This window comes from Brevundimonas sp. EYE_349 (assembly GCF_023147505.1).
GTDB lineage: Bacteria > Pseudomonadota > Alphaproteobacteria > Caulobacterales > Caulobacteraceae > Brevundimonas.
The window spans coordinates 341,261-359,120 of record NZ_JAHXPB010000001.1 but is presented as its reverse complement, the minus strand read 5'-3'; the positions used below and the strand labels follow the sequence as shown (position 1 = coordinate 359,120).

General features: G+C 65.6%; 22 protein-coding genes. 18 read left to right on the top strand and 4 right to left on the bottom strand.

The annotated features are described in order from the left end of the window. Positions 1-4: 4 nt before the first annotated feature. Positions 5-496, bottom strand: a complete 492-nt coding sequence (locus tag KZX42_RS01930; protein WP_248116559.1) for a GNAT family N-acetyltransferase — start codon at positions 494-496, stop codon at positions 5-7. After that, positions 493-1,494, bottom strand: coding sequence for a porphobilinogen synthase (hemB, locus tag KZX42_RS01925; protein ID WP_248116558.1), 1,002 nt, complete (start codon positions 1,492-1,494; stop codon positions 493-495). Before hemB ends, KZX42_RS01930 begins: the two co-directional genes overlap by 4 nt. A gap of 270 nt (positions 1,495-1,764) precedes the next feature. On the opposite strand from hemB, the gene KZX42_RS01920 reads away from it, so the two are divergent. The 13 genes from KZX42_RS01920 (at position 1,765) to KZX42_RS01860 (ending at position 11,310) form a co-directional block, all read left to right on the top strand. Continuing rightward, positions 1,765-2,475, top strand: a complete 711-nt coding sequence (locus tag KZX42_RS01920) for a hypothetical protein (protein ID WP_248116556.1) — start codon at positions 1,765-1,767, stop codon at positions 2,473-2,475. Positions 2,476-2,605: 130 nt separating this feature from the next. Further along, complete coding sequence (gene hemA, locus KZX42_RS01915) at positions 2,606-3,832, top strand: 5-aminolevulinate synthase (RefSeq protein WP_248116554.1); 1,227 nt, start codon at positions 2,606-2,608, stop codon at positions 3,830-3,832. Continuing rightward, on the top strand, positions 3,829-4,011 hold the full coding sequence (locus tag KZX42_RS01910) for a hypothetical protein (RefSeq protein WP_248116552.1): 183 nt from the start codon (positions 3,829-3,831) through the stop codon (positions 4,009-4,011). Before hemA ends, KZX42_RS01910 begins: the two co-directional genes overlap by 4 nt. A gap of 32 nt (positions 4,012-4,043) precedes the next feature. After that, positions 4,044-4,589 carry a GNAT family protein gene (locus KZX42_RS01905; RefSeq protein WP_248116550.1) on the top strand — a complete coding sequence of 182 codons (546 nt, stop codon included), beginning with the start codon at positions 4,044-4,046 and terminating at the stop codon, positions 4,587-4,589. A 98-nt stretch (positions 4,590-4,687) separates the two neighbouring features. Beyond that, positions 4,688-5,971 (top strand): serine hydroxymethyltransferase, encoded by a 1,284-nt coding sequence (glyA, locus tag KZX42_RS01900; protein ID WP_292046249.1) that lies wholly within the window; start codon positions 4,688-4,690, stop codon positions 5,969-5,971. Between the two features lie 7 nt (positions 5,972-5,978). Beyond that, positions 5,979-6,449: a transcriptional regulator NrdR gene (gene nrdR, locus KZX42_RS01895; protein WP_248116548.1), complete on the top strand. Its 471-nt coding sequence runs from the start codon at positions 5,979-5,981 to the stop codon at positions 6,447-6,449. Continuing rightward, positions 6,449-7,069, top strand: coding sequence for a RibD family protein (locus KZX42_RS01890; protein WP_248116546.1), 621 nt, complete (start codon positions 6,449-6,451; stop codon positions 7,067-7,069). The genes nrdR and KZX42_RS01890 overlap by 1 nt, the downstream gene beginning before the upstream one ends. 66 nt (positions 7,070-7,135) lie before the next feature. Beyond that, entirely contained in the window at positions 7,136-7,738 is a 603-nt protein-coding gene (locus KZX42_RS01885) for a riboflavin synthase (RefSeq protein WP_248116544.1), read from the top strand. After that, on the top strand, positions 7,735-8,874 hold the full coding sequence (gene ribB / locus KZX42_RS01880; RefSeq protein WP_248116542.1) for a 3,4-dihydroxy-2-butanone-4-phosphate synthase: 1,140 nt from the start codon (positions 7,735-7,737) through the stop codon (positions 8,872-8,874). Before KZX42_RS01885 ends, ribB begins: the two co-directional genes overlap by 4 nt. After that, on the top strand, positions 8,871-9,332 hold the full coding sequence (gene ribH / locus KZX42_RS01875; RefSeq protein WP_248116540.1) for a 6,7-dimethyl-8-ribityllumazine synthase: 462 nt from the start codon (positions 8,871-8,873) through the stop codon (positions 9,330-9,332). The genes ribB and ribH overlap by 4 nt, the downstream gene beginning before the upstream one ends. Further along, a complete protein-coding gene (gene nusB, locus KZX42_RS01870) occupies positions 9,329-9,853 on the top strand; it encodes a transcription antitermination factor NusB (RefSeq protein WP_248116538.1) in 525 nt (174 codons plus the stop codon). The genes ribH and nusB overlap by 4 nt, the downstream gene beginning before the upstream one ends. Further along, complete coding sequence (gene thiL, locus KZX42_RS01865; RefSeq protein ID WP_248116536.1) at positions 9,853-10,842, top strand: thiamine-phosphate kinase; 990 nt, start codon at positions 9,853-9,855, stop codon at positions 10,840-10,842. The genes nusB and thiL overlap by 1 nt, the downstream gene beginning before the upstream one ends. Before the next feature lie 42 nt (positions 10,843-10,884). Further along, positions 10,885-11,310: a hypothetical protein gene (locus KZX42_RS01860; RefSeq protein WP_248116534.1), complete on the top strand. Its 426-nt coding sequence runs from the start codon at positions 10,885-10,887 to the stop codon at positions 11,308-11,310. Here KZX42_RS01860 and KZX42_RS01855 read toward each other — a convergent pair. Then, positions 11,307-11,594: a hypothetical protein gene (locus KZX42_RS01855; protein ID WP_248116532.1), complete on the bottom strand. Its 288-nt coding sequence runs from the start codon at positions 11,592-11,594 to the stop codon at positions 11,307-11,309. The genes KZX42_RS01860 and KZX42_RS01855 overlap by 4 nt on opposite strands. A gap of 261 nt (positions 11,595-11,855) precedes the next feature. On the opposite strand from KZX42_RS01855, the gene KZX42_RS01850 reads away from it, so the two are divergent. Then, positions 11,856-14,003, top strand: a complete 2,148-nt coding sequence (locus KZX42_RS01850; RefSeq protein WP_248116530.1) for a sodium-translocating pyrophosphatase — start codon at positions 11,856-11,858, stop codon at positions 14,001-14,003. A 70-nt stretch (positions 14,004-14,073) separates the two neighbouring features. On the opposite strand, the gene bamE is transcribed toward KZX42_RS01850, so the two are convergent. Continuing rightward, positions 14,074-14,553 carry an outer membrane protein assembly factor BamE gene (bamE, locus tag KZX42_RS01845; RefSeq protein ID WP_248116528.1) on the bottom strand — a complete coding sequence of 160 codons (480 nt, stop codon included), beginning with the start codon at positions 14,551-14,553 and terminating at the stop codon, positions 14,074-14,076. A 91-nt stretch (positions 14,554-14,644) separates the two neighbouring features. On the opposite strand from bamE, the gene KZX42_RS01840 reads away from it, so the two are divergent. The 4 genes from KZX42_RS01840 to KZX42_RS01825 all read left to right on the top strand — a co-directional run bounded on the left by KZX42_RS01840 (position 14,645) and on the right by KZX42_RS01825 (position 17,858). Then, the gene (locus tag KZX42_RS01840) at positions 14,645-15,169 is read left to right on the top strand and encodes a ubiquinol-cytochrome C chaperone family protein (RefSeq protein ID WP_248116526.1); all 525 of its coding nucleotides are present in this window, start codon (positions 14,645-14,647) and stop codon (positions 15,167-15,169) included. A gap of 10 nt (positions 15,170-15,179) precedes the next feature. Then, on the top strand, positions 15,180-15,692 hold the full coding sequence (locus KZX42_RS01835) for a DUF177 domain-containing protein (RefSeq protein ID WP_248116524.1): 513 nt from the start codon (positions 15,180-15,182) through the stop codon (positions 15,690-15,692). 118 nt (positions 15,693-15,810) lie between these two features. Beyond that, complete coding sequence (gene plsX, locus KZX42_RS01830; RefSeq protein ID WP_282438745.1) at positions 15,811-16,884, top strand: phosphate acyltransferase PlsX; 1,074 nt, start codon at positions 15,811-15,813, stop codon at positions 16,882-16,884. Next, on the top strand, positions 16,881-17,858 hold the full coding sequence (locus KZX42_RS01825) for a beta-ketoacyl-ACP synthase III (protein ID WP_248116523.1): 978 nt from the start codon (positions 16,881-16,883) through the stop codon (positions 17,856-17,858). The genes plsX and KZX42_RS01825 overlap by 4 nt, the downstream gene beginning before the upstream one ends. The last annotated feature ends 2 nt before the right edge of the window (positions 17,859-17,860 follow it).

The window sequence follows — 17,860 nt, the reverse complement described above, 5'->3', positions numbered from 1 at the left end:
TGGTTCAGAGGCGCCGATACATGACGTGCAGCCCGACCAGGCCGTGCGTCGGGTGATCGAACGCTTCGGGGACCGTCCCGACGATGTCGAAGCCAAGCTTTCGCCACAGGGCGACGGCGACTGTATTGGTTTCCACGACCGCATTGAACTGCATGGCCTTGAATCCGGCGTCGCGGGCGAAGGCTAGGGCGGCCTCGCCCAGGGCGCGGGCCACGCCGCGTCCGCGCGCCTGGGGCGCGACCATGAAACTGCCGTTGGCGACGTGGGCGCCGTTTCCCTGCTGGTTCGGGATGATCTTGGCGGCGCCCAGCACCCGACCGTCCTCGACCGCGACCAGGGTTCCGCCGGGAGCCGACGGCGTCCAAAACCCGCGCGCCTGCGCCTCGGTCATGTCCAGCGGATAGGTGTAGGTCTCGCCCGCGCGCGTGACGGCCTCGATGATCGGCCAGAGCCCCGGCCAGTCGGCGTCCGTGACCGGCCGAATCTCGACGGTCATCGGCCCAGCAAACGCGCGGCCTGGGGGGCGAAATAGGTCAGGACGCCCGCGCAACCGGCCCGCTTGAATCCATGCAGGGTCTCCAGAATGGCACGATCCTGATTCAGCCAGCCATTGGCGATGGAGGCCTGCATCATCGCATACTCGCCCGACACCTGATAGGCGAAGGTGGGCACGCGGAAGGTTTCCGAAACCCGGCGCACGATGTCCAGATAGGGCATCCCCGGCTTGACCATCACCGCATCGGCGCCTTCCGACAGGTCCATGGCCACCTCCTTCAGCGCCTCGTCGGAGTTGGCGTAGTCCATCTGATAGGTCTTCTTGTCGCCCTTCAGCATGGCGGACGACCCCACGGCGTCGCGGTAGGGGCCATAGAAGGCCGAGGCGAACTTGGCCGCGTAGGACAGGATCAGCGTGTCCTGAAATCCATTGGCCTCCAGCGCTTCGCGCACCGCCTGGATGCGCCCGTCCATCATGTCGGAAGGCGCCACGACGTCGGCTCCGGCGTGGGCGTGAATGAAGGCCTGTTCTGCCAGGCGGTCCAGCGAAGCGTCGTTTAAAACCCGCTCTCCCTCCATCACCCCGTCGTGCCCGTGGTCGGTGTAGCAGTCCAGCGCCACGTCGGTCATGACGCCGATCTCGGGAGCAGCGTCCTTGATCGCCTTAATACAGTCGGGGATCAGGCCGTCGGGATCGGTCGCCCCGGTGCCGACCGCATCCTTGATCGCGCCATCGACATTGGGGAACAGAGCCACCATCGGAATGCCGAGGTCACGCGCCTGGACCGCCGCAGCCGCGGCCGCCTTGGGCGAAAGCCGAAACACGCCGGGCATGGAGGCGACCGGAACACGATCCTCCACCCCGTCATGCACGATCAGCGGCCAGATCAGATCGGCCGGCGTCAGGGTGGTTTCGGCCACCAGGCGGCGCACCCATGAGCTGGCGCGCAGGCGGCGCGGCCGGGCGAGCGGGAAGGGGGCGGGCTGATACGGAAGCATGGCGTGACCTTGCGAAATCTGGCGTGGGACTAGCGCCGCAGGGCGAACGGCGCAAATCGCGAGATGCGTCGGATCGTTTCGGTCGTGATCGCCGCTTGCGCGGATCGGTGAAATGCGGGCCTATCGCGACAATCAAGGGAGACGGCGATGATCTGGAAATTGGCGACGAACGTGACGGCCTTGGCTTCGGCGGCGGGCCTATCCGGCTGTATCATCATCGACTCGGACGGTGGGGAGCGCACGGTCGTCAGATCGGCTTCGGATTATGCCTTGAGGGCAGATCAGGCAGCGGCTGACGCCGAACCCGCAGGCTATGCCGACCTGTACGCCGAGGCCTTCGCCGACCCCAGGCGTCCCGCCGAAGAGGTGGCGCGCGATGCGCTGCGTCATCCGGCCGAGATGCTGGCCTTCGCCCAGCTGGCGCCCGGCGACAAGGTCGCCGACATCCGCCCCGGCTCCGGCTATTTCACCCGCCTGTTCTCCGACGTCGTCGGCCCGACTGGCCGCGTCTACGCCTTCGTGCCCGAGCGGACGATGGCGCGCGAAAACGCGGGTGCCGACGCCCTGGCCGCTGCCTATCCGAACGTGGCGCGGGTCAACGGCCTGTTGGACTCCATGACCTTCGCCGAGCCGCTGGACATGATCTTCATGAGCCAGGAGTACCACGACTTCCACATCCCCGGTTTCAACACCGACGTCGCCCGGATGAACGCCGCCGCCTTCGCCGCCCTGAGGCCGGGTGGTCGCTACATCCTGATCGACCACCAGGCCGCGCCGGGAACCGGCGTTTCGGCGGTCCAGACCCTGCACCGGATCGAAGGCGACTATCTGAAGCGCGAGGTCCAGGCGGCCGGATTTGTCTATGAGGGCGAAAGCACAGCCGTCGCCAACCCGGCCGACGATCACAGCCTGAACGTCTTCGACGAGAGGATTCGCGGCAGGACAGACCAATTCGTCTATCGCTTCCGCAAGCCGGGCTAACCCGCTCAGGCTAGTGAGAACCGTTATCAATTAACGGTTTGGGTCGTTTTGTCCATGTCGCGGACATGGACAAGGCGGCGCGGGGAGAGCAGAAAACGTTCAGCCGTCGCCATAAGCGAAAGACTCCGCGTTGTTCGATTACAAGGCCGCCTTCAACCGCTCCGTGGAGCAGGTTCGCAGCGAAGGACGCTATCGCGTCTTCGCCGATCTCAAGCGCGTGCGTGGCCAGTTCCCGCTCGCCGTGCGTCGCCGTGAAGATGGGTCCGAACAGGATGTCGTCATCTGGTGCTCCAACGACTATCTCGGCATGGGCCAGCACGACGCGGTGCTGTCGGCTATGCACGAAGAGATCGACGCCGTGGGCGCCGGCGCCGGCGGCACCCGCAACATTTCCGGCACGACCCGTTCGGCGGTGGACCTGGAGGCCGAGCTGGCCGACTGGCACCAGAAGGAAGCGGCGCTGCTCTTCACATCGGGCTATGTGGGCAATGAGGCGACGCTGTCGACGCTTCAGAAGATTCTGCCCGGCCTGATCGTCTTCTCCGACTCGGTGAACCACGCCTCCATGATCGCCGGCATCCGCCATGGCGGGGGCGAGCGTCATGTGTTCATGCACAACGACCTGGCGCATCTGGAAAGCCTGCTGGCCGCCGCGCCCGCCGACGCGCCCAAGCTGATCGCATTCGAGAGCGTCTATTCGATGGACGGCGACATCGCCGACCTGGCCGGCACCATCGCCTTGGCCAAGACATACGGCGCCATGACCTATCTCGACGAGGTGCACGCCGTTGGCCTGTATGGACGCACGGGCGCGGGCGTGGCCGAACGCGACGGCGTTCTGAACCAGATCGACATCATCGAGTGCACTTTGGGCAAGGCCATCGGCGTGATGGGCGGCTATATCGCGGCCGACGCCGTGATCGTGGACGCGGTCCGCAGCTGGGCTTCGGGCTTCATCTTCACCACCAGCCTGCCGCCGGCCCTGACGGCGGGGGCGCTAGCCTCTGTGCGTCACCTGAAAAGCCATCCGGAACTGCGTGAAAAACATCAGGAACGCGCCGCGACGCTGAAGGCTCGCTTCGCCGCTGCCGGCATTCCGGTGATGGAAAGCGAGAGCCACATCGTGCCTGTGCATGTGGGCGATCCGATCCACTGCAAGATGATCTCGGACATGCTGCTGGATGAATACGGCGTCTATGTTCAGCCGATCAACTATCCGACCGTGCCCAAGGGAACCGAGCGCCTGCGCTTCACACCCTCGCCGAACCACACCGACGCCATGATGGACCATCTGGTCCAGGCGATGGACAAGCTGTTCGCCCACTGCAACGTGGCGCGCCGTCCCGTCGCCGCATGACGACCGGCGACGACCTCGGTGAGGTCATCGTCGAGTTCACCCGTAACGGCCCCTACGTCAAATGCTCGGCCATCCACGTCGCCACCGGCCGCGAGGTCAGCGCCATGGGCCCGGTGAACGAGCCGAAGTCCGTCGAACGGGTGGCGATCGCCAAGTTGCGACGCGCCTTGGCGACATAGCCCGCGTCACGCTCGCTGGTTCGAACACGACGATGCTTGATACGCCCACCCTCGACACACCCCGTTTCGAAATGCGGAAGCTGGTTCGCCAGGACGCAACGGCGCTGTTTCCCACCCTGTCCGACGACGCCCAGTGTCTCTACATGTCGCGCGGCGCGTTCGGCAGCGAGGCGGAACTGGCGGACTGGCTGACCGATCCGACATGGCCAGGCCGCAGCTGGATCGCCGTGGATCGAACCACAGGGGCCGTCGCCGGTCGATACGTCGCCTTTCCCGGTCGAGACGAGGGCGTGTTCGAAGTCGGCTATGTCACGGTCATCGACCATCAGGGTCGTGGGGCGGCCAAGGAGTGTATGACTGCCCTGATTTCCTATCTTTTCGCGCGCGAGGGCCGCCGACGGGTCTATGCGGAAATCGACGCCGAGAATGTCGCGTCCATCGCTCTGGCCGAAAGCCTCGGCCTAGTGCGGGAGGGCTGTCTGAGGGAGCACGAGACGACCCACAAGGGGCTGTGCGACATGGTGGTCTATGGCGCGCTTCGGCGCGAGTGGCGGGTGCCACAGACTTCGACAGTCTAGCGGGCGCAGGCCATTCATTGAACGCCGCGCCACAAGATGTTGTGGTCGCGCGCGGCTGGGGATAGATAGGCCAGCTTCTGATTTGCGGGGATTTCAGCGTGACGGCCTTCACTCACGACGCCTATTTCACCAAAACGCTCGCTGACGCCGACCCGGACGTCTTCAAGGGCATCCAGGGTGAACTGGGCCGTCAGCGCGAACAGATCGAACTGATCGCCTCCGAGAACATCGTCTCCCAGGCTGTGCTGGACGCGCAAGGCTCTGTCCTGACGAACAAATATGCGGAAGGCTATCCCGGTCGCCGCTATTACGGCGGCTGCGAGTTCGTCGACATCACCGAGGATCTTGCGCGCGAGCGGGCGAAGAAGCTGTTCGGCGCCGCCTTCGCCAACGTCCAGCCTCACTCTGGCGCCCAGGCCAACCAGGCCGTCTTCTTCACCCTGCTGCAGCCCGGCGACACCTTCCTGGGCATGGATCTGGCCTGCGGCGGACACCTGACGCACGGTTCACCAGCCAACCAGTCGGGCAAGTGGTTCCGCCCCGTGACCTACAAGGTTCGCGAAGACACCCACCTGATCGACTACGATCACGTCGCCGAAATGGCCGAGAAGGAGAAGCCCAAGCTGATCCTGGCGGGCGCCAGCGCCTATTCGCGCCACATCGACTTCAAGCGCTTCCGCGAGATCGCAGATTCGGTCGGCGCCTATCTGATGGTCGATATGGCCCACTATGCCGGTCTGATCGCCGGGGGCGCCTATCCCGACCCGATCCCGCACGCCCACGTCGTGACGACCACGACGCACAAGACCCTGCGCGGCCCGCGCGGCGGCATGATCCTGTCTAACGACGTTGATCTGGGCAAGAAGATCAACTCGGCCGTTTTCCCCGGCCTGCAGGGCGGCCCGCTGGAACACGTCATCGCCGCCAAGGCCGTGGCCTTCGGCGAGGCGCTGAAGCCCGAGTTCAAGCTGTATGCCCAACAGATCGTCAAGAACGCCCAGGCCCTGTCCGGCGTGCTGATCGAGCGCGGTCTGGCCATCGTCTCGGGCGGCACGGACAGCCACCTGGCCCTGGTCGACCTGCGGCCAAAGGGTGTGACCGGCAAGGCGACCGAGCATGAACTCGAAAAGGCGCTGATGACCTGCAACAAGAACGGCGTGCCGTTCGACACTGCGCCCTTCACCGTCACCTCGGGCGTCCGCCTGGGCGCCCCCGCAGGCACCACGCGCGGCTTCGGCGAAGAAGAGTTCAAACAGATCGGTCACTGGATCGCCGACGTCGTCTCGTCGATGAACGGCGGCGACGAAGCCGATCCGGCCGTGGTCGCTGGTGTCGCTGCTCAGGTGCGCGAGTTGACGCATCGCTTCCCAATCTACGGGTAAGCCGCTGATGAAGTGCCCGTTTTGCGGTCATCAGGATACGCAGGTTAAGGATAGCCGACCGTCGGACGACGGCTCGGCCATTCGTCGCCGCCGGTCCTGTCCCAACTGCAACGGCCGCTTCACGACCTTCGAGCGCGTCCAGTTGCGCGAACTGGTCATCTTGAAGCGCAACGGACGACGCACCCCGTTCGAACGCGACAAGTTGGAACGCTCTTTAGGCGTGGCCCTGCGCAAACGCCCGGTCCAGGCCGATCAGGTCGAGCAGATGGTCAACCGGATCGTCCGCCAGTTGGAAAGTCTGGGCGAAACGGAAATCCCGTCCAGCACCGTCGGCGACTTCATCATGAAGGCGCTGAAGGGCGTGGATGAGGTGGCCTATGTCCGCTACGCCTCGGTCTATAAGGATTTCCGCCACACCGGCGATTTCGCAAAATTCCTGGGCGACGAAGGGTTGGACGAGCCGACCGGCAAGGTCTGATGCGGGTCACCCTGAAACTGGCGACCTCGCTGGACGGGCGGATCGCCACGGCCTCGGGTGAAAGCCAGTGGATCACCGGCGAGGCGGCGCGGCTGGAGGGCCACAGGCTGCGCGCCGCCCATGACGCCATTCTGGTCGGCGTGGCGACGGTGCTGCACGACGATCCCGAACTGACCGCCCGCCTGCCGGGCCGCGCCGTGGACCAGCCGTTGCGGGTTGTGCTGGACAGCCGGCTTCGGACGCCTTGCACAGCGAAGGTCGCTGGCGAGAACACCCTGATCCTGACCTCCGCCGAGCCCCAAGCCATCGGGTCGGCCAAGGTGCGGCGGGTTGAAGCGGAAGACGGCCGTCCGGCCATCCCCGCTGTGCTGAAGGCCCTGAAAGACGCTGGCGTGACCTCGGTTCTGATCGAGGGCGGCGGGCAGGTCGCGGCGTCCTTCCTGCGCGCCAAGGCCGTCGATGCGTTGGAATGGTTCCGCGCGCCCATGCTGCTGGGAGGGGAGGGGCGGCCCTGCGTCGCCGCCTTGGCTCTTGCAAAGCTGTCCGACGCCCCCAAGTTCCGTCGCCTGGGCGTTGAGCCCGTAGGCGCCGATCTGTGGGAACGCTACGTCCGTCTGTGATGTCGATTTCAGACGATTGAGACTATTCAGACTGTGTTTTCGGGGTCCGAAAGGGGCCAACGCCAAATGTTCACCGGCATCGTCACCGACATCGGCCGCGTCCGCGACGTTCGCGAGACCGACCGCGACCTGCGCTATGAGATCGAGACGGCCTGGGACACCGCAGGCATAGACCTGGGCGCCTCCATCAGTCATGCGGGCTGCTGCCTGACTGTGACGGAGAAGGGCTTGGACGAGAATGGGGGCTGGTTCGCCGTCGAGGTGTCGAACGAGACCTTGTCCAAGACCACGCTTGGCTCCTGGGCCGTGGGGGACAGCGTCAACCTGGAACGGGCGGCAAAACTGGGCGACGAGATGGGCGGCCATGTCGTTTCAGGACACGTCGACGGCTTGGGACGCATCGTTTCCATCACGCCGGAGGGCGGATCGCACCGGATCGGGGTCGAGGCTCCGTCCCCTTTGCATCGCTATATCGCCGGCAAGGGTTCGATCACCGTTGATGGCGTGTCCCTGACCGTTAACGCGGTCGAGGGGCAGGTCTTCTGGCTGAACATCATCCCCCACACCTGGGCGGTGACGACGCTGGGGGAGCTCAAGGTCGGCGATCTGGTCAATCTGGAGATCGACATGCTGGCGCGTTACCTCGCGCGGTGGCAGGAGACGGCATGATGCAAGTCCCGGCCGCCAATGTGAACGACAGCCCAATCAGTCCGATCGAGGACATCCTGGAGGACGCCCGCAACGGCCGTCCCTACATCTTGGTGGACGCCGAGGACCGCGAAAATGAGGGGGACATCATCATCCCCGCCCAGTTCGCCACGCCGGACCAGATCAACTTCATGATCCGCCAGGCGCGGGGCCTGGTCTGCCTGGCCCTGACGGCCGAGCGGGCGCAGCAACTGCGCCTTCCGCCGATGGCCGCCGACAATCGCGAGAGCATGAAGACGGCCTTCACCGTCTCCATCGAGGCCAAGGAGGGCGTCACGACCGGCATCTCCGCCGCCGACCGCTCGCGCACCATCCATGTGGCGACCGATGCGTCCAAGGGCATGGACGACATCGTCTCACCCGGCCACATCTTCCCCCTGGTGGCGCGCGATGGCGGCGTTTTGGTCCGCGCTGGCCACACCGAGGCGGCCGTGGACATCAGCCGCATGGCCGGCCTGACGCCCGCCGGGGTGATCTGCGAGATCATCAAGGACGACGGCGAGATGGCGCGGATGCCCGATCTGGTGGCCTTCGCCCAACTGCATGGGCTGAAGATCGGCACCATCGCCGATCTGATCGCCTATCGCCGCCGCACAGAACGCTTCGTCGAGCGGATTATGGACACCCCGTTCGACAGTGTGCACGGCGGACCGTTCCGCCTGATGCTGTACAAGAACACCATCGAGGGGGCCGAACACGTCGCCCTGGTCCACGGCCGGATCGACCCGTCCAAGCCGACCCTGGTGCGGATGCATCAGGTCGATTTCGCCTGCGACCTGCTGGGTCACGTGGAGGCGCGCCAGGATTATGTGCCCAGCGCCCTGCGCCAGATCACCGACCATGAGGGCCCCGGCGTGGTCGTGTTCCTGCGCGACCCGTCGCTGACATCGCTGGCCGAGCGGCTGGCGGGGGCGGACCGGCCAACGGCGGTGGATCGGTCGCTGCGGGCTTACGGAGTCGGGGCGCAGATCCTGCTGGACCTGGGCGTCAAGGACATGATCGTGATGAGTTCGACCCGACCCGAACCAACCGCGCTGGAAGGCTACGGCCTGCGCATCGTCGGCTGGCGGGACATGGATGGAGAGACCAAGGCGTGAGCGAAGCCCCCCGTATTCTGATCGTTGAGGCTCGGTTCTATGACGAGCTGGCGGACGCCCTTCTCGAGGGCGCCAAGGAGACGCTGAAGGCGCGCGGCGCCGACTTCGACGTGATCACCGTGCCCGGCGCGCTGGAAATCCCTCCCGCGATCGCCATGGCCGAAGAGGCGGGACGCTTCCCGACCGCGCCACGCTATGACGGCTATGTCGCGCTCGGCACGGTCATCCGCGGCGAGACCTATCATTTCGAGATCGTCTCGGATCAGTCGGCGGCCGGCATCATGGCCCTGGGGGTCAAGGGTCTGGCCATTGGCAACGGCGTGCTGACGACCGAGGACGAGGATCAGGCCTGGTATCGGGCGCGGTTGTCGGAAGGGGATAAGGGGGGCGGGGCGGCGAAAGCCTGTCTGGAACTGATTGCCTTGAAGAAGCGATTGCGCGTAGGCGTCGGCGCATGACTGAACCGAACAGCGTAAAAGCCGTCCTCGAACAACTCGCCGAAGCCCAAAGGCAGCGCGCCGAGCCGAATCTGACCTCCAAACAGCGCCGCGCCCGAACCGTGTCGCGTCTCGCCGCCGTGCAGGCGCTCTATCAGATGGAGCTTGCGGGCGAGGGCGTGGAGACGGTGATCACCGAATTCTCCAACTTCCGCTTCGACGCCGACATCGAGGGCGAGGCCCTGGCCGAGGCCGACGAGGCCTATTTCGCAGACATCGTGCGCGGCGTGATCGAAAGCCAGCGCGATATCGACGCCGCCATCAAGGCGCGCCTGGCCTCCAACTGGAAGCTGGAGCGGATCGACGCCACCCTGCGCGCCCTTCTGCGGTCGGGCGCCTGGGAGCTGATGAAACACCCCGAGACGCCGCGCGAGGTCGTGATCGACGAATACGTCGAGCTGGCCAAGGCCTTCTTCGACGACGCCGAGGCGCGCTTCGTCAACGCCGCGCTGGACGGCGTAGCCAAAGACACGCGCAAATAATGCCCGCGCTCGACGTCGCGGGCGAGTTCGAGACGATCGAGAGGCTGCTGAGGCCCCTGGCCCATCCCGAGTGGGCGAGGGGGCTTATGGACGACGTGGCTGTGTTGCCGTCGCGTCCCGGCCATGACCTCGTCCTGACCAAGGACGCCATGGTCGAGGGCGTGCATTTCCTGCCCGACGATCCGATGAATACCGTGGCCAGGAAGCTGCTGCGGGTGAATCTGTCGGACTTGGCGGCCAAGGGCGCCGAGCCGTTCGGCTATCTGCTGTCCTGCTTCTGGCCGGAACGCTGCGGCTGGCCAGAGCGCGAAGCCTTTGCGGCGGGTCTGGCCGAGGATCAGGCCAGGTTCGGCGTGGCCCTGCTGGGCGGCGACACGGTCAGGACGCCGGGACCGGCCAGCTTCTCCCTGACTGCCCTGGGCTGGGTGTCGGCGGGCGCGGCGGTTTCGCGGGCGGGGGCGCAGGTGGGGGATCTGGTCTTCGTCACCGGCGCCATCGGCGATGGGTTTCTGGGCCTGCGGGCGGCGCGGGGTGAACTGTCGCTGGACGAGGTGCGTCTCGCGGCTCTGATCGACCGCTACCGGACGCCGACGCCGCGCCTGGATTTCGCACAGGCGATCCGAGAGTTCGCGACGGCATCGGTGGATGTGTCCGATGGTCTGGCGGCGGACCTGGGCCATATCGCCCACGTCAGCGGCGTCGGCGTCACCCTTAACCTGAACGTTCTGCCGCTGTCGGCCGCCGCCCAGGCGTGGTTCGACGACCGCGTCGATGCTCAACTGTCGTTGGAAGACCTGGCCAGCGGCGGCGACGACTACGAGATCGCCTTCACCGCCCGTCCCCGCCATGAGGAGGCGCTGCGTCGCGAGGCCGAGAAGCGACTGGTCCGACTGACGCGAATAGGCGACGTAACTTCCGGCGCCGGCCTGACCGCGATCCACGACGGTCGTCCGATCGAAATGAGACGTCGCGGCTGGACCCATGGCTGAGGCGGCAAGGGAATCCTAACGCCCATCGGCTAAAGAGTCGTGATGGATCGCAGAACCCTGATAGCCGCCGGGACCGTCGCCCTTGCAGGCGGCCTGCCGCGCCCCGCCGCCTCCAGCGACGCACCTGCCGCGCCTGCGTCCTTGAGCATCGCCGGATTGGGCCTACCGGTCATCGACGGCGGCCGGCTTCGCAACTACGTCTTCGTCGCGCTTCGACTGGAACTGGGCGCCGGCAAGACGATGGAACAGATCAAGCCCAAGGAAGCCTTCTTTCGCGACGCCCTGGTCCGCGCCGCCCATCGCACGCCCTTCACCGTGCCCGGCGACTGGACCCGATTGGATGAACGCGCCCTTTCCGCCGCCCTTGTTTCGGCTTCGGCCGCGATTTCCGGGCGCGGCTCCATCCGGCGTGTCCAGGTGCTCAGCCAGACACCGCGTCGCCGGACAGGGATACCGACGCCGCGTTAGATGCCACCGAGGATTTTGGCTTCCTCGTCTAAGGTGTTCCCGCCGGCCACCACGTCTTCCGCTTCCTTGCGCTTCGCCGCGACAAGCGCCGCGTGCTGCTCAGGCGTATAGCAAATGCGCTGCTGCAGCCGTCGGCCGGTAGGAGCGCGCGTTTCGCAGATCCGACGCGACCTTTGAGGCGCCGCCTGCGTGGTGGGCGCGGGTTGGGCCGTAGCCGGTGCGGGCGCCGCCGGTTGGTCTTGAACCATTAAGGCTGCGACGAAAAACGCGACATTCAAGATCATTTGCAAAACCTCATTCTCATGAAGGGTCTCACGATCTGCGCGAAGTGGCAACGGTCTCAGGTTGTTTTGAAGCGGGTCGCTCTCACGGCCACCTGGTGTGATTGCATCGAAACTCCCGCCGTGACACCGTTGGTATGCAAATCCCAAAGGACGCACTGACGCGTTCGCCGCGTGCGGGGGGACCGGAAGGCGGACAGAGGCGACAACGCCCGACCGCCGCCCATGGCCTGCGCGCCTGGTTGCAAGGGCATGGAAACGCCAATGACGAACTCACTTACGCTGGTCTTCGCGGCGGGCGTTCTGGCGGTGCTTTACGGCGCCGTTCAGACCGCCGTGCTGATGAAGGCGAGCACCGGAAACGACAAGATGCGAGAGATCGCAGCGGCCATTCAGGAAGGCGCTTCCGCCTATCTGAAACGGCAATATCTGACCATCGGTCTGGTCGGGATCTTGATCCTGATCGCGGCCTATTTTCTGATCGGCGTCTATGCCGCCATCGGCTTCCTGATCGGGGCCTTCTTGTCCGGGGCGGCCGGTTATGCAGGGATGCTGATATCCGTGCGCGCCAATGTCCGCACAGCCCAGGCCGCGTCCCAAGGTCTGGCAAAGGGGCTGGACCTGGCGTTCCGATCGGGCGCCATCACCGGCATGTTCGTGGCGGGCGGCGCCCTGATCGGGGTGTCGGGCTACTATATCGTGCTGACCCAGCATTTGGGGCTGGCGTCGACCGGACGCGACGTCATCGACGGGCTGGTGGCGTTGGGCTTCGGCGCATCGCTAATCTCCATCTTCGCGCGTCTGGGCGGCGGCATCTTCACCAAGGGCGCCGACGTCGGCGGCGACATGGTAGGCAAGGTCGAGGCGGGCATCCCGGAAGACGATCCCCGCAACGCCGCCACCATCGCCGACAATGTCGGTGACAACGTCGGCGACTGCGCCGGCATGGCTGCCGACCTGTTCGAGACCTATGCGGTGACGACGGTGGCGACCATGGTGCTGGCCGCCATCTTCTTCCGAGGCCAGCCCTATGTGGATGTCATGATGGTCCTGCCGCTGGCGATCTGCGCCGTCTGCGTGGTCACCTCCATCGTCGGCAGCGTCTTCGTGCGACTGGGCAAGAGCCGCAACATCATGGGCGCGCTGTACCAGGGCCTGATCGTGACCGGCGTCCTATCGATTGGGGCGGTCTGGTGGGTCATCAACCAGATGGTGACAGGGCCTATCGTCACGGCCAGCGGGTTGGAGATCCAGCCCATGGCGCTGTTCTGGTCCGGCATGGTCGGACTGGTAGTGACGGCGGCGATCGTGGTGGTGACGGAATACTACACCGGGTCGGGCTTCCGGCCGGTGCGGTCGGTGGCCAACGCCTCGGTCTCCGGTCACGGCACCAATGTCATCCAGGGTCTGGCGGTGTCGTTGGAGGCCACGGCTCTCCCGGCTCTCACGATCATCGTCGGCATCATCGTCAGCTTCCAGTTGGCGGGCCTGTTCGGCATCGCCATCGCCACAACGACCATGCTGGGCGTGGCGGGGATGATCGTGGCGCTGGACGCCTTCGGTCCCGTCACCGACAACGCCGGCGGCATCGCCGAGATGGCCGGCCTCCCGGCTGAGGTGCGCCATTCGACAGATGCGCTGGATGCGGTCGGCAACACGACCAAGGCGGTGACCAAGGGCTACGCCATCGGTTCTGCGGGTCTCGGCGCGCTGGTGCTGTTCGCGGCCTACACGTCGGACCTGCAGTATTTCTCGGCCAATCCGGCGGACTATCCGTTCTTCGCTAATATGGGGGAGGTCGCATTCGACCTAACCAATCCGTACGTCGTCGTCGGTCTGCTGTTCGGGGGGCTGCTGCCCTTCCTGTTCGGCGGCATGTCGATGATGGCGGTCGGGCGGGCGGCCGAATCGGTGGTCGAAGAGGTGCGGCGGCAGTTCCGCGAGAACCCGGGCATCATGACCTATCAGGTCAAACCGGAATACGGGCGGGCGGTCGACATCCTGACCAAGGCGGCGATCCGCGAGATGATCGCGCCGTCGCTGCTGCCGGTGCTGTCGCCTATCGTTCTGTTCGTCGCGGTGCTGAGCATTTCGGACAAGGCCAACGCCTTCGCCGCCCTCGGCGCCATGCTGATGGGGGTGATCGTGACCGGCCTGTTCGTGGCCATTTCGATGACCTCGGGCGGCGGCGCCTGGGACAACGCCAAGAAGGTGATCGAGGAAGGCTTCACCGACAAGAACGGCGTCGTCCACGGTAAGGGGTCGGAGGCGCACAAGGCGGCCGTGACCGGCGATACGGTCGGCGATCCCTACAAGGACACGTCCGGCCCGGCGGTCAATCCAATGATCAAAATCACCAATATCGTCGCCCTGCTTCTGCTGGCGATGCTGGCCAGCGGCTCGGTCGGTTAGAGCCGTTCCGAAACAACGACGGCCCGGAGAACGATCTCCGGGCCGTTCGCTTGTCTGGAGGCGGGCGAACTTAGTCGGGGCGGCGCTGACCGGGCGTGTCGTCTTCCGTGCGGGGCAATTGGCCGCGACCGACGTTGCCGAGCAGTTGCTCCAGAACCGTCAGCGAGCGGCCGCGCGTCGGGGTCTCGTTACGGTTCATCGCGACGTCCTCGCCGTCGGTCAGACCCAGGGTCCGCACCGCCGCCACCTGATCGCCGCCGGGCGCGAAGGTGATCTCGGTCACAGTGCGGCTGGAGACCTTGGGCAGGTTGTAGGTGTATTTCTCGGTCGTCTGGCTGATGTAGTACCAGACTTGGTTAGGTTCGAACGTCGAGGTGGTCGAGGGCGAGCCCAGCTTGGCCAGCACCGTCTCCTTGGTGTCGGTCCCGGCGACCACGTCCTGGGGCTTGGCGTCGATGGCCTGGAAGCCGTTGGAGCCGATAACGGGCGCGCAGGCGGCGCTGAAACCGGCCAGCGAAACGGCGGCGAGAAGCGGGACGAAACGGGACATGGTCGGGCGCCTGCGAGAGAACAAGGTCTTTGACCTAGACGGACCTGCGTCCTAGTTCAACGGCGCGGCGGAAAAGGGGCCGTAGGAACCCATGCTGAAAAACCTGTTCAAACCCAGATCTGGGCCGCGCATCGGCGACGATCTTTACGCCAAGGCCGTGTCTCAGGCGCGAAATCCCGTCTTTTACACGCGGTTGGGCGTCGCCGACCGCATAGACGCCCGATTCGAGCTTTATACGTTGCACGTGCTGCTGCTGGTGCTGCGCTTGCGCGATGAAGACACGGCCCAAGGACGCGACGCGGCCCAGGCGGTATTCGACGTCTATGTATCAGCGCTGGATAATGCGTTGCGCGAGGAAGGCGTGGGCGACGTCTCGGTGGGCAAGAAGATGCGTAAGCTGGGCGAAGCGGTCTATGGCCGCATGAACGCCTATGAGGCGCCGCTAAGGGCCGGCGACGCCACGACCTTGGCCGAGGCCATGGCCCGCAACGTTTATGCGGAGACGCAAGCTGATCACGCCGCCGCCTTGGCGGACTACGCCCTGGCCAGCCGGTCGGCGCTGGGCGCACAAGATTACAAGACCGTGCTGGCGACGCCAGCCTGGGCCGAGGTTTAACGAGATGAGCATGACGCAGCCTTTCAGCGACGTGGTTCGCATCAATCAGATCGGCGCCGGCCTGAGCCGTCGGCTGGAACCGGACGCCGACACCCGCAAACGAATCGCTCAATCCCTGGATCTGCAGCGGCTTGAGGATTTCATCGTCGATCTGGAGATAAAGCCCACGCCTTCCACCAGCGAATGGACGATGAGGGGCCGGGTCGTCGCCCACGCCGTCCAGACCTGCGGTCTGACGCTGGAGCCGCTGCCGGTCGATGTTGACCGACGCTTCTCGATCCAGATGGCCGAGGCGGCGGCCGAGGAAACCGACGAGATCGAGATCACGCTGGACGAGGAGGGCGCCGACCTGATCGAGGATGGCAAGATCGACCTGGGCCAGTACGCCGTCGAACAGTTGGTGCTGTCGCTGGACCCGTTCCCCCGCAAGCCGGGCGCGGAGTTCGTGCAACCGGAAGAACCCAGTGAAATCTCGCCGTTCGCCGCTCTGAAGGCCTTGAAGGATCGCGAAGATCCGGCCTGAGGCGGGGCCGAGGTTGACGTAGGGACCGGGTGGTTGCATCCCCCGGCGTCGGCGCTATCGTCCAGCGCCCAATCTGAAAGCGTCGCGCGACAAGACGACGCGGCCACACGAGGTCCATTTGCCCACCCCAGTTACGATCTCGCTTGACGCCATGGGCGGCGATCACGGGCCGTCCGTCGTCGTTCCCGGCATCAGCAGTTACCTCTCCGCCCACAATGGCGAGGGCGTGCGGTTCCTGCTGCATGGCGACGAGACCCAGATCCGGGCGCAGCTGGCCCGCTGCAACCTGGCGGCCGACATCATCGACATCCGACACACCGAAAAGGTCGTGGCTATGGACGAGAAGCCGGCCCAGGCGATGCGGCGCGGCAAGGGCTCCAGCCTGTGGAACGCCATCGAGGCCGTGAAGACGGGCGAGGCGGGTGGCGTGGTCTCGGCCGGCAACACCGGCGCCTTGATGGCCATCGCCAAGCTGATCCTGCGGATGTCCGCGCCCGGCCTGGAACGGCCGGCTATCGTCGCGAGCTGGCCGACCTTCAAGGGGCATACCGCCGTTCTGGACGTGGGCGCCAACATCGGCAGCGACGCGGAGCAGTTGATCGAGTTCGCCATCATGGGCGAGGCCTTCCAGGCGGCGGTGCGCGGGGTGGCGCGCCCGACCATCGGCCTGCTGAATGTCGGCTCCGAGGACATGAAGGGCAATGAACAGGTCAAGGAGGCGCATGCTATCCTGCGCGATGGCCCGTTCGACCTGAACTATCATGGCTTCGTCGAGGGCGACGACATCGCCAAGGGCACGGTGGATGTTGTTGTCACCGACGGCTTCACCGGCAACATCGCCCTGAAGACCGCCGAGGGCACGGCTCGCTATATTTCGGCCCTGCTGAAAGAAGCCCTGACTTCAAATCTGCAGTCAAAGCTGGGCGCCGCCATCGCCATGCCGGCCCTGAAGAAGATGCGTCAGAAGATCGACCCCAGCGCCATCAACGGCGGTCCCTTGCTGGGTCTGAACGGCATCGTGGTGAAAAGCCACGGCGGCGCGGACGCCAAGGGGTTCGGCAACGCCATCCGCATCGCTGTCGATCTGGCCCGCAGCGACTATATGAGCAAGGTGGGGGACAACCTGGGCAAGCTGGACGCCGTGTTCGATCACGCCAAGGCCGCCGCCCCCGTGGGAGAAACCGTCCAGTGAGCGTCACCCGCAGCGTCGTCACCGGCGTCGGCTCCTTCCTGCCGGAGCAGATCGTCACCAACGCCGATCTGGCCAAGATCGTCGACACCTCCGACGAATGGATCCAGGAACGCACCGGCATCAAGCAGCGCCACAAGGCGCGCGACGACCAGCCGACCAGCGACCTGGCGGTCGAGGCGGCCAGGAAAGCTCTGGCGGACGCCGGCAAGACGCCGACGGACGTCGATCTGATCATCGTGGCCACCACCACGCCGGACATGACCTTCCCGGCCGTGGCCTCCATCGTTCAAAGCAAGCTGGGGGCCGGCGTGGGCGTGGCCTTCGATGTCCAGGCGGTCTGTTCGGGCTTCGTCTATGCGCTCAGCGTCGCCGACGGTTTCGTGGCGCGCGGCCTGTCGAAATGCGCCCTGGTGATCGGGGCCGAAGAAATGACTCGGCTGATGGACTGGACCGACCGAACCACCTGCGTCCTGTTCGGCGATGGCGCCGGCGCGGTCGTGCTGGAGCCGCGCGAAGGGCAGGGGACATCGGACGATCAGGGGATGCTGGGCTTCGCTTTGCGCGCGGACGGTTCCAAGACCGACCTTCTCTATGTCGACGGCGGGCCTGCGACGACCGGCACGGTCGGGCATCTGCGCATGGCCGGAAACCAGGTCTTCCGTCATGCGGTCGTCAATATCGCTGAGGGAATCACCGCGGCCTGTGCAGCGGCGAACATCCAGATTTCGGACGTCGACTGGTTCGTGCCTCATCAGGCCAATCAGCGCATCATCAAGGGCGTGGGCGACCGCCTGGGGCTGGACGAGAACAAGGTGATCTCGACCGTCGCCACGCACGCCAACACCTCTGCCGCCTCCATCCCGCTGGCGCTGGACGCCGCGATCCAAGACGGCCGCATCAAGAAGGGCGACATGGTGCTGCTTGAGGCCATGGGCGGCGGCCTGACCTGGGGCGCCTGCGCCCTGCGGCTCTAAAG

Coding starts and splice junctions, on each gene's coding strand:
- KZX42_RS01905 (WP_248116550.1), top strand. CDS start 4,044: ATGCTTGATACGCCCACCCTCGACACACCCCGTTTCGAAATGCGGAAG.
- nusB (WP_248116538.1), top strand. CDS start 9,329: ATGACTGAACCGAACAGCGTAAAAGCCGTCCTCGAACAACTCGCCGAA.
- KZX42_RS01890 (WP_248116546.1), top strand. CDS start 6,449: ATGCGGGTCACCCTGAAACTGGCGACCTCGCTGGACGGGCGGATCGCC.
- KZX42_RS01835 (WP_248116524.1), top strand. CDS start 15,180: ATGACGCAGCCTTTCAGCGACGTGGTTCGCATCAATCAGATCGGCGCC.
- hemB (WP_248116558.1), bottom strand. CDS start 1,494: ATGCTTCCGTATCAGCCCGCCCCCTTCCCGCTCGCCCGGCCGCGCCGC.
- KZX42_RS01930 (WP_248116559.1), bottom strand. CDS start 496: ATGACCGTCGAGATTCGGCCGGTCACGGACGCCGACTGGCCGGGGCTC.
- KZX42_RS01850 (WP_248116530.1), top strand. CDS start 11,856: ATGACGAACTCACTTACGCTGGTCTTCGCGGCGGGCGTTCTGGCGGTG.
- KZX42_RS01855 (WP_248116532.1), bottom strand. CDS start 11,594: ATGATCTTGAATGTCGCGTTTTTCGTCGCAGCCTTAATGGTTCAAGAC.
- KZX42_RS01910 (WP_248116552.1), top strand. CDS start 3,829: ATGACGACCGGCGACGACCTCGGTGAGGTCATCGTCGAGTTCACCCGT.
- ribB (WP_248116542.1), top strand. CDS start 7,735: ATGATGCAAGTCCCGGCCGCCAATGTGAACGACAGCCCAATCAGTCCG.
- KZX42_RS01860 (WP_248116534.1), top strand. CDS start 10,885: ATGGATCGCAGAACCCTGATAGCCGCCGGGACCGTCGCCCTTGCAGGC.
- KZX42_RS01885 (WP_248116544.1), top strand. CDS start 7,136: ATGTTCACCGGCATCGTCACCGACATCGGCCGCGTCCGCGACGTTCGC.
- thiL (WP_248116536.1), top strand. CDS start 9,853: ATGCCCGCGCTCGACGTCGCGGGCGAGTTCGAGACGATCGAGAGGCTG.
- KZX42_RS01840 (WP_248116526.1), top strand. CDS start 14,645: ATGCTGAAAAACCTGTTCAAACCCAGATCTGGGCCGCGCATCGGCGAC.
- bamE (WP_248116528.1), bottom strand. CDS start 14,553: ATGTCCCGTTTCGTCCCGCTTCTCGCCGCCGTTTCGCTGGCCGGTTTC.
- nrdR (WP_248116548.1), top strand. CDS start 5,979: ATGAAGTGCCCGTTTTGCGGTCATCAGGATACGCAGGTTAAGGATAGC.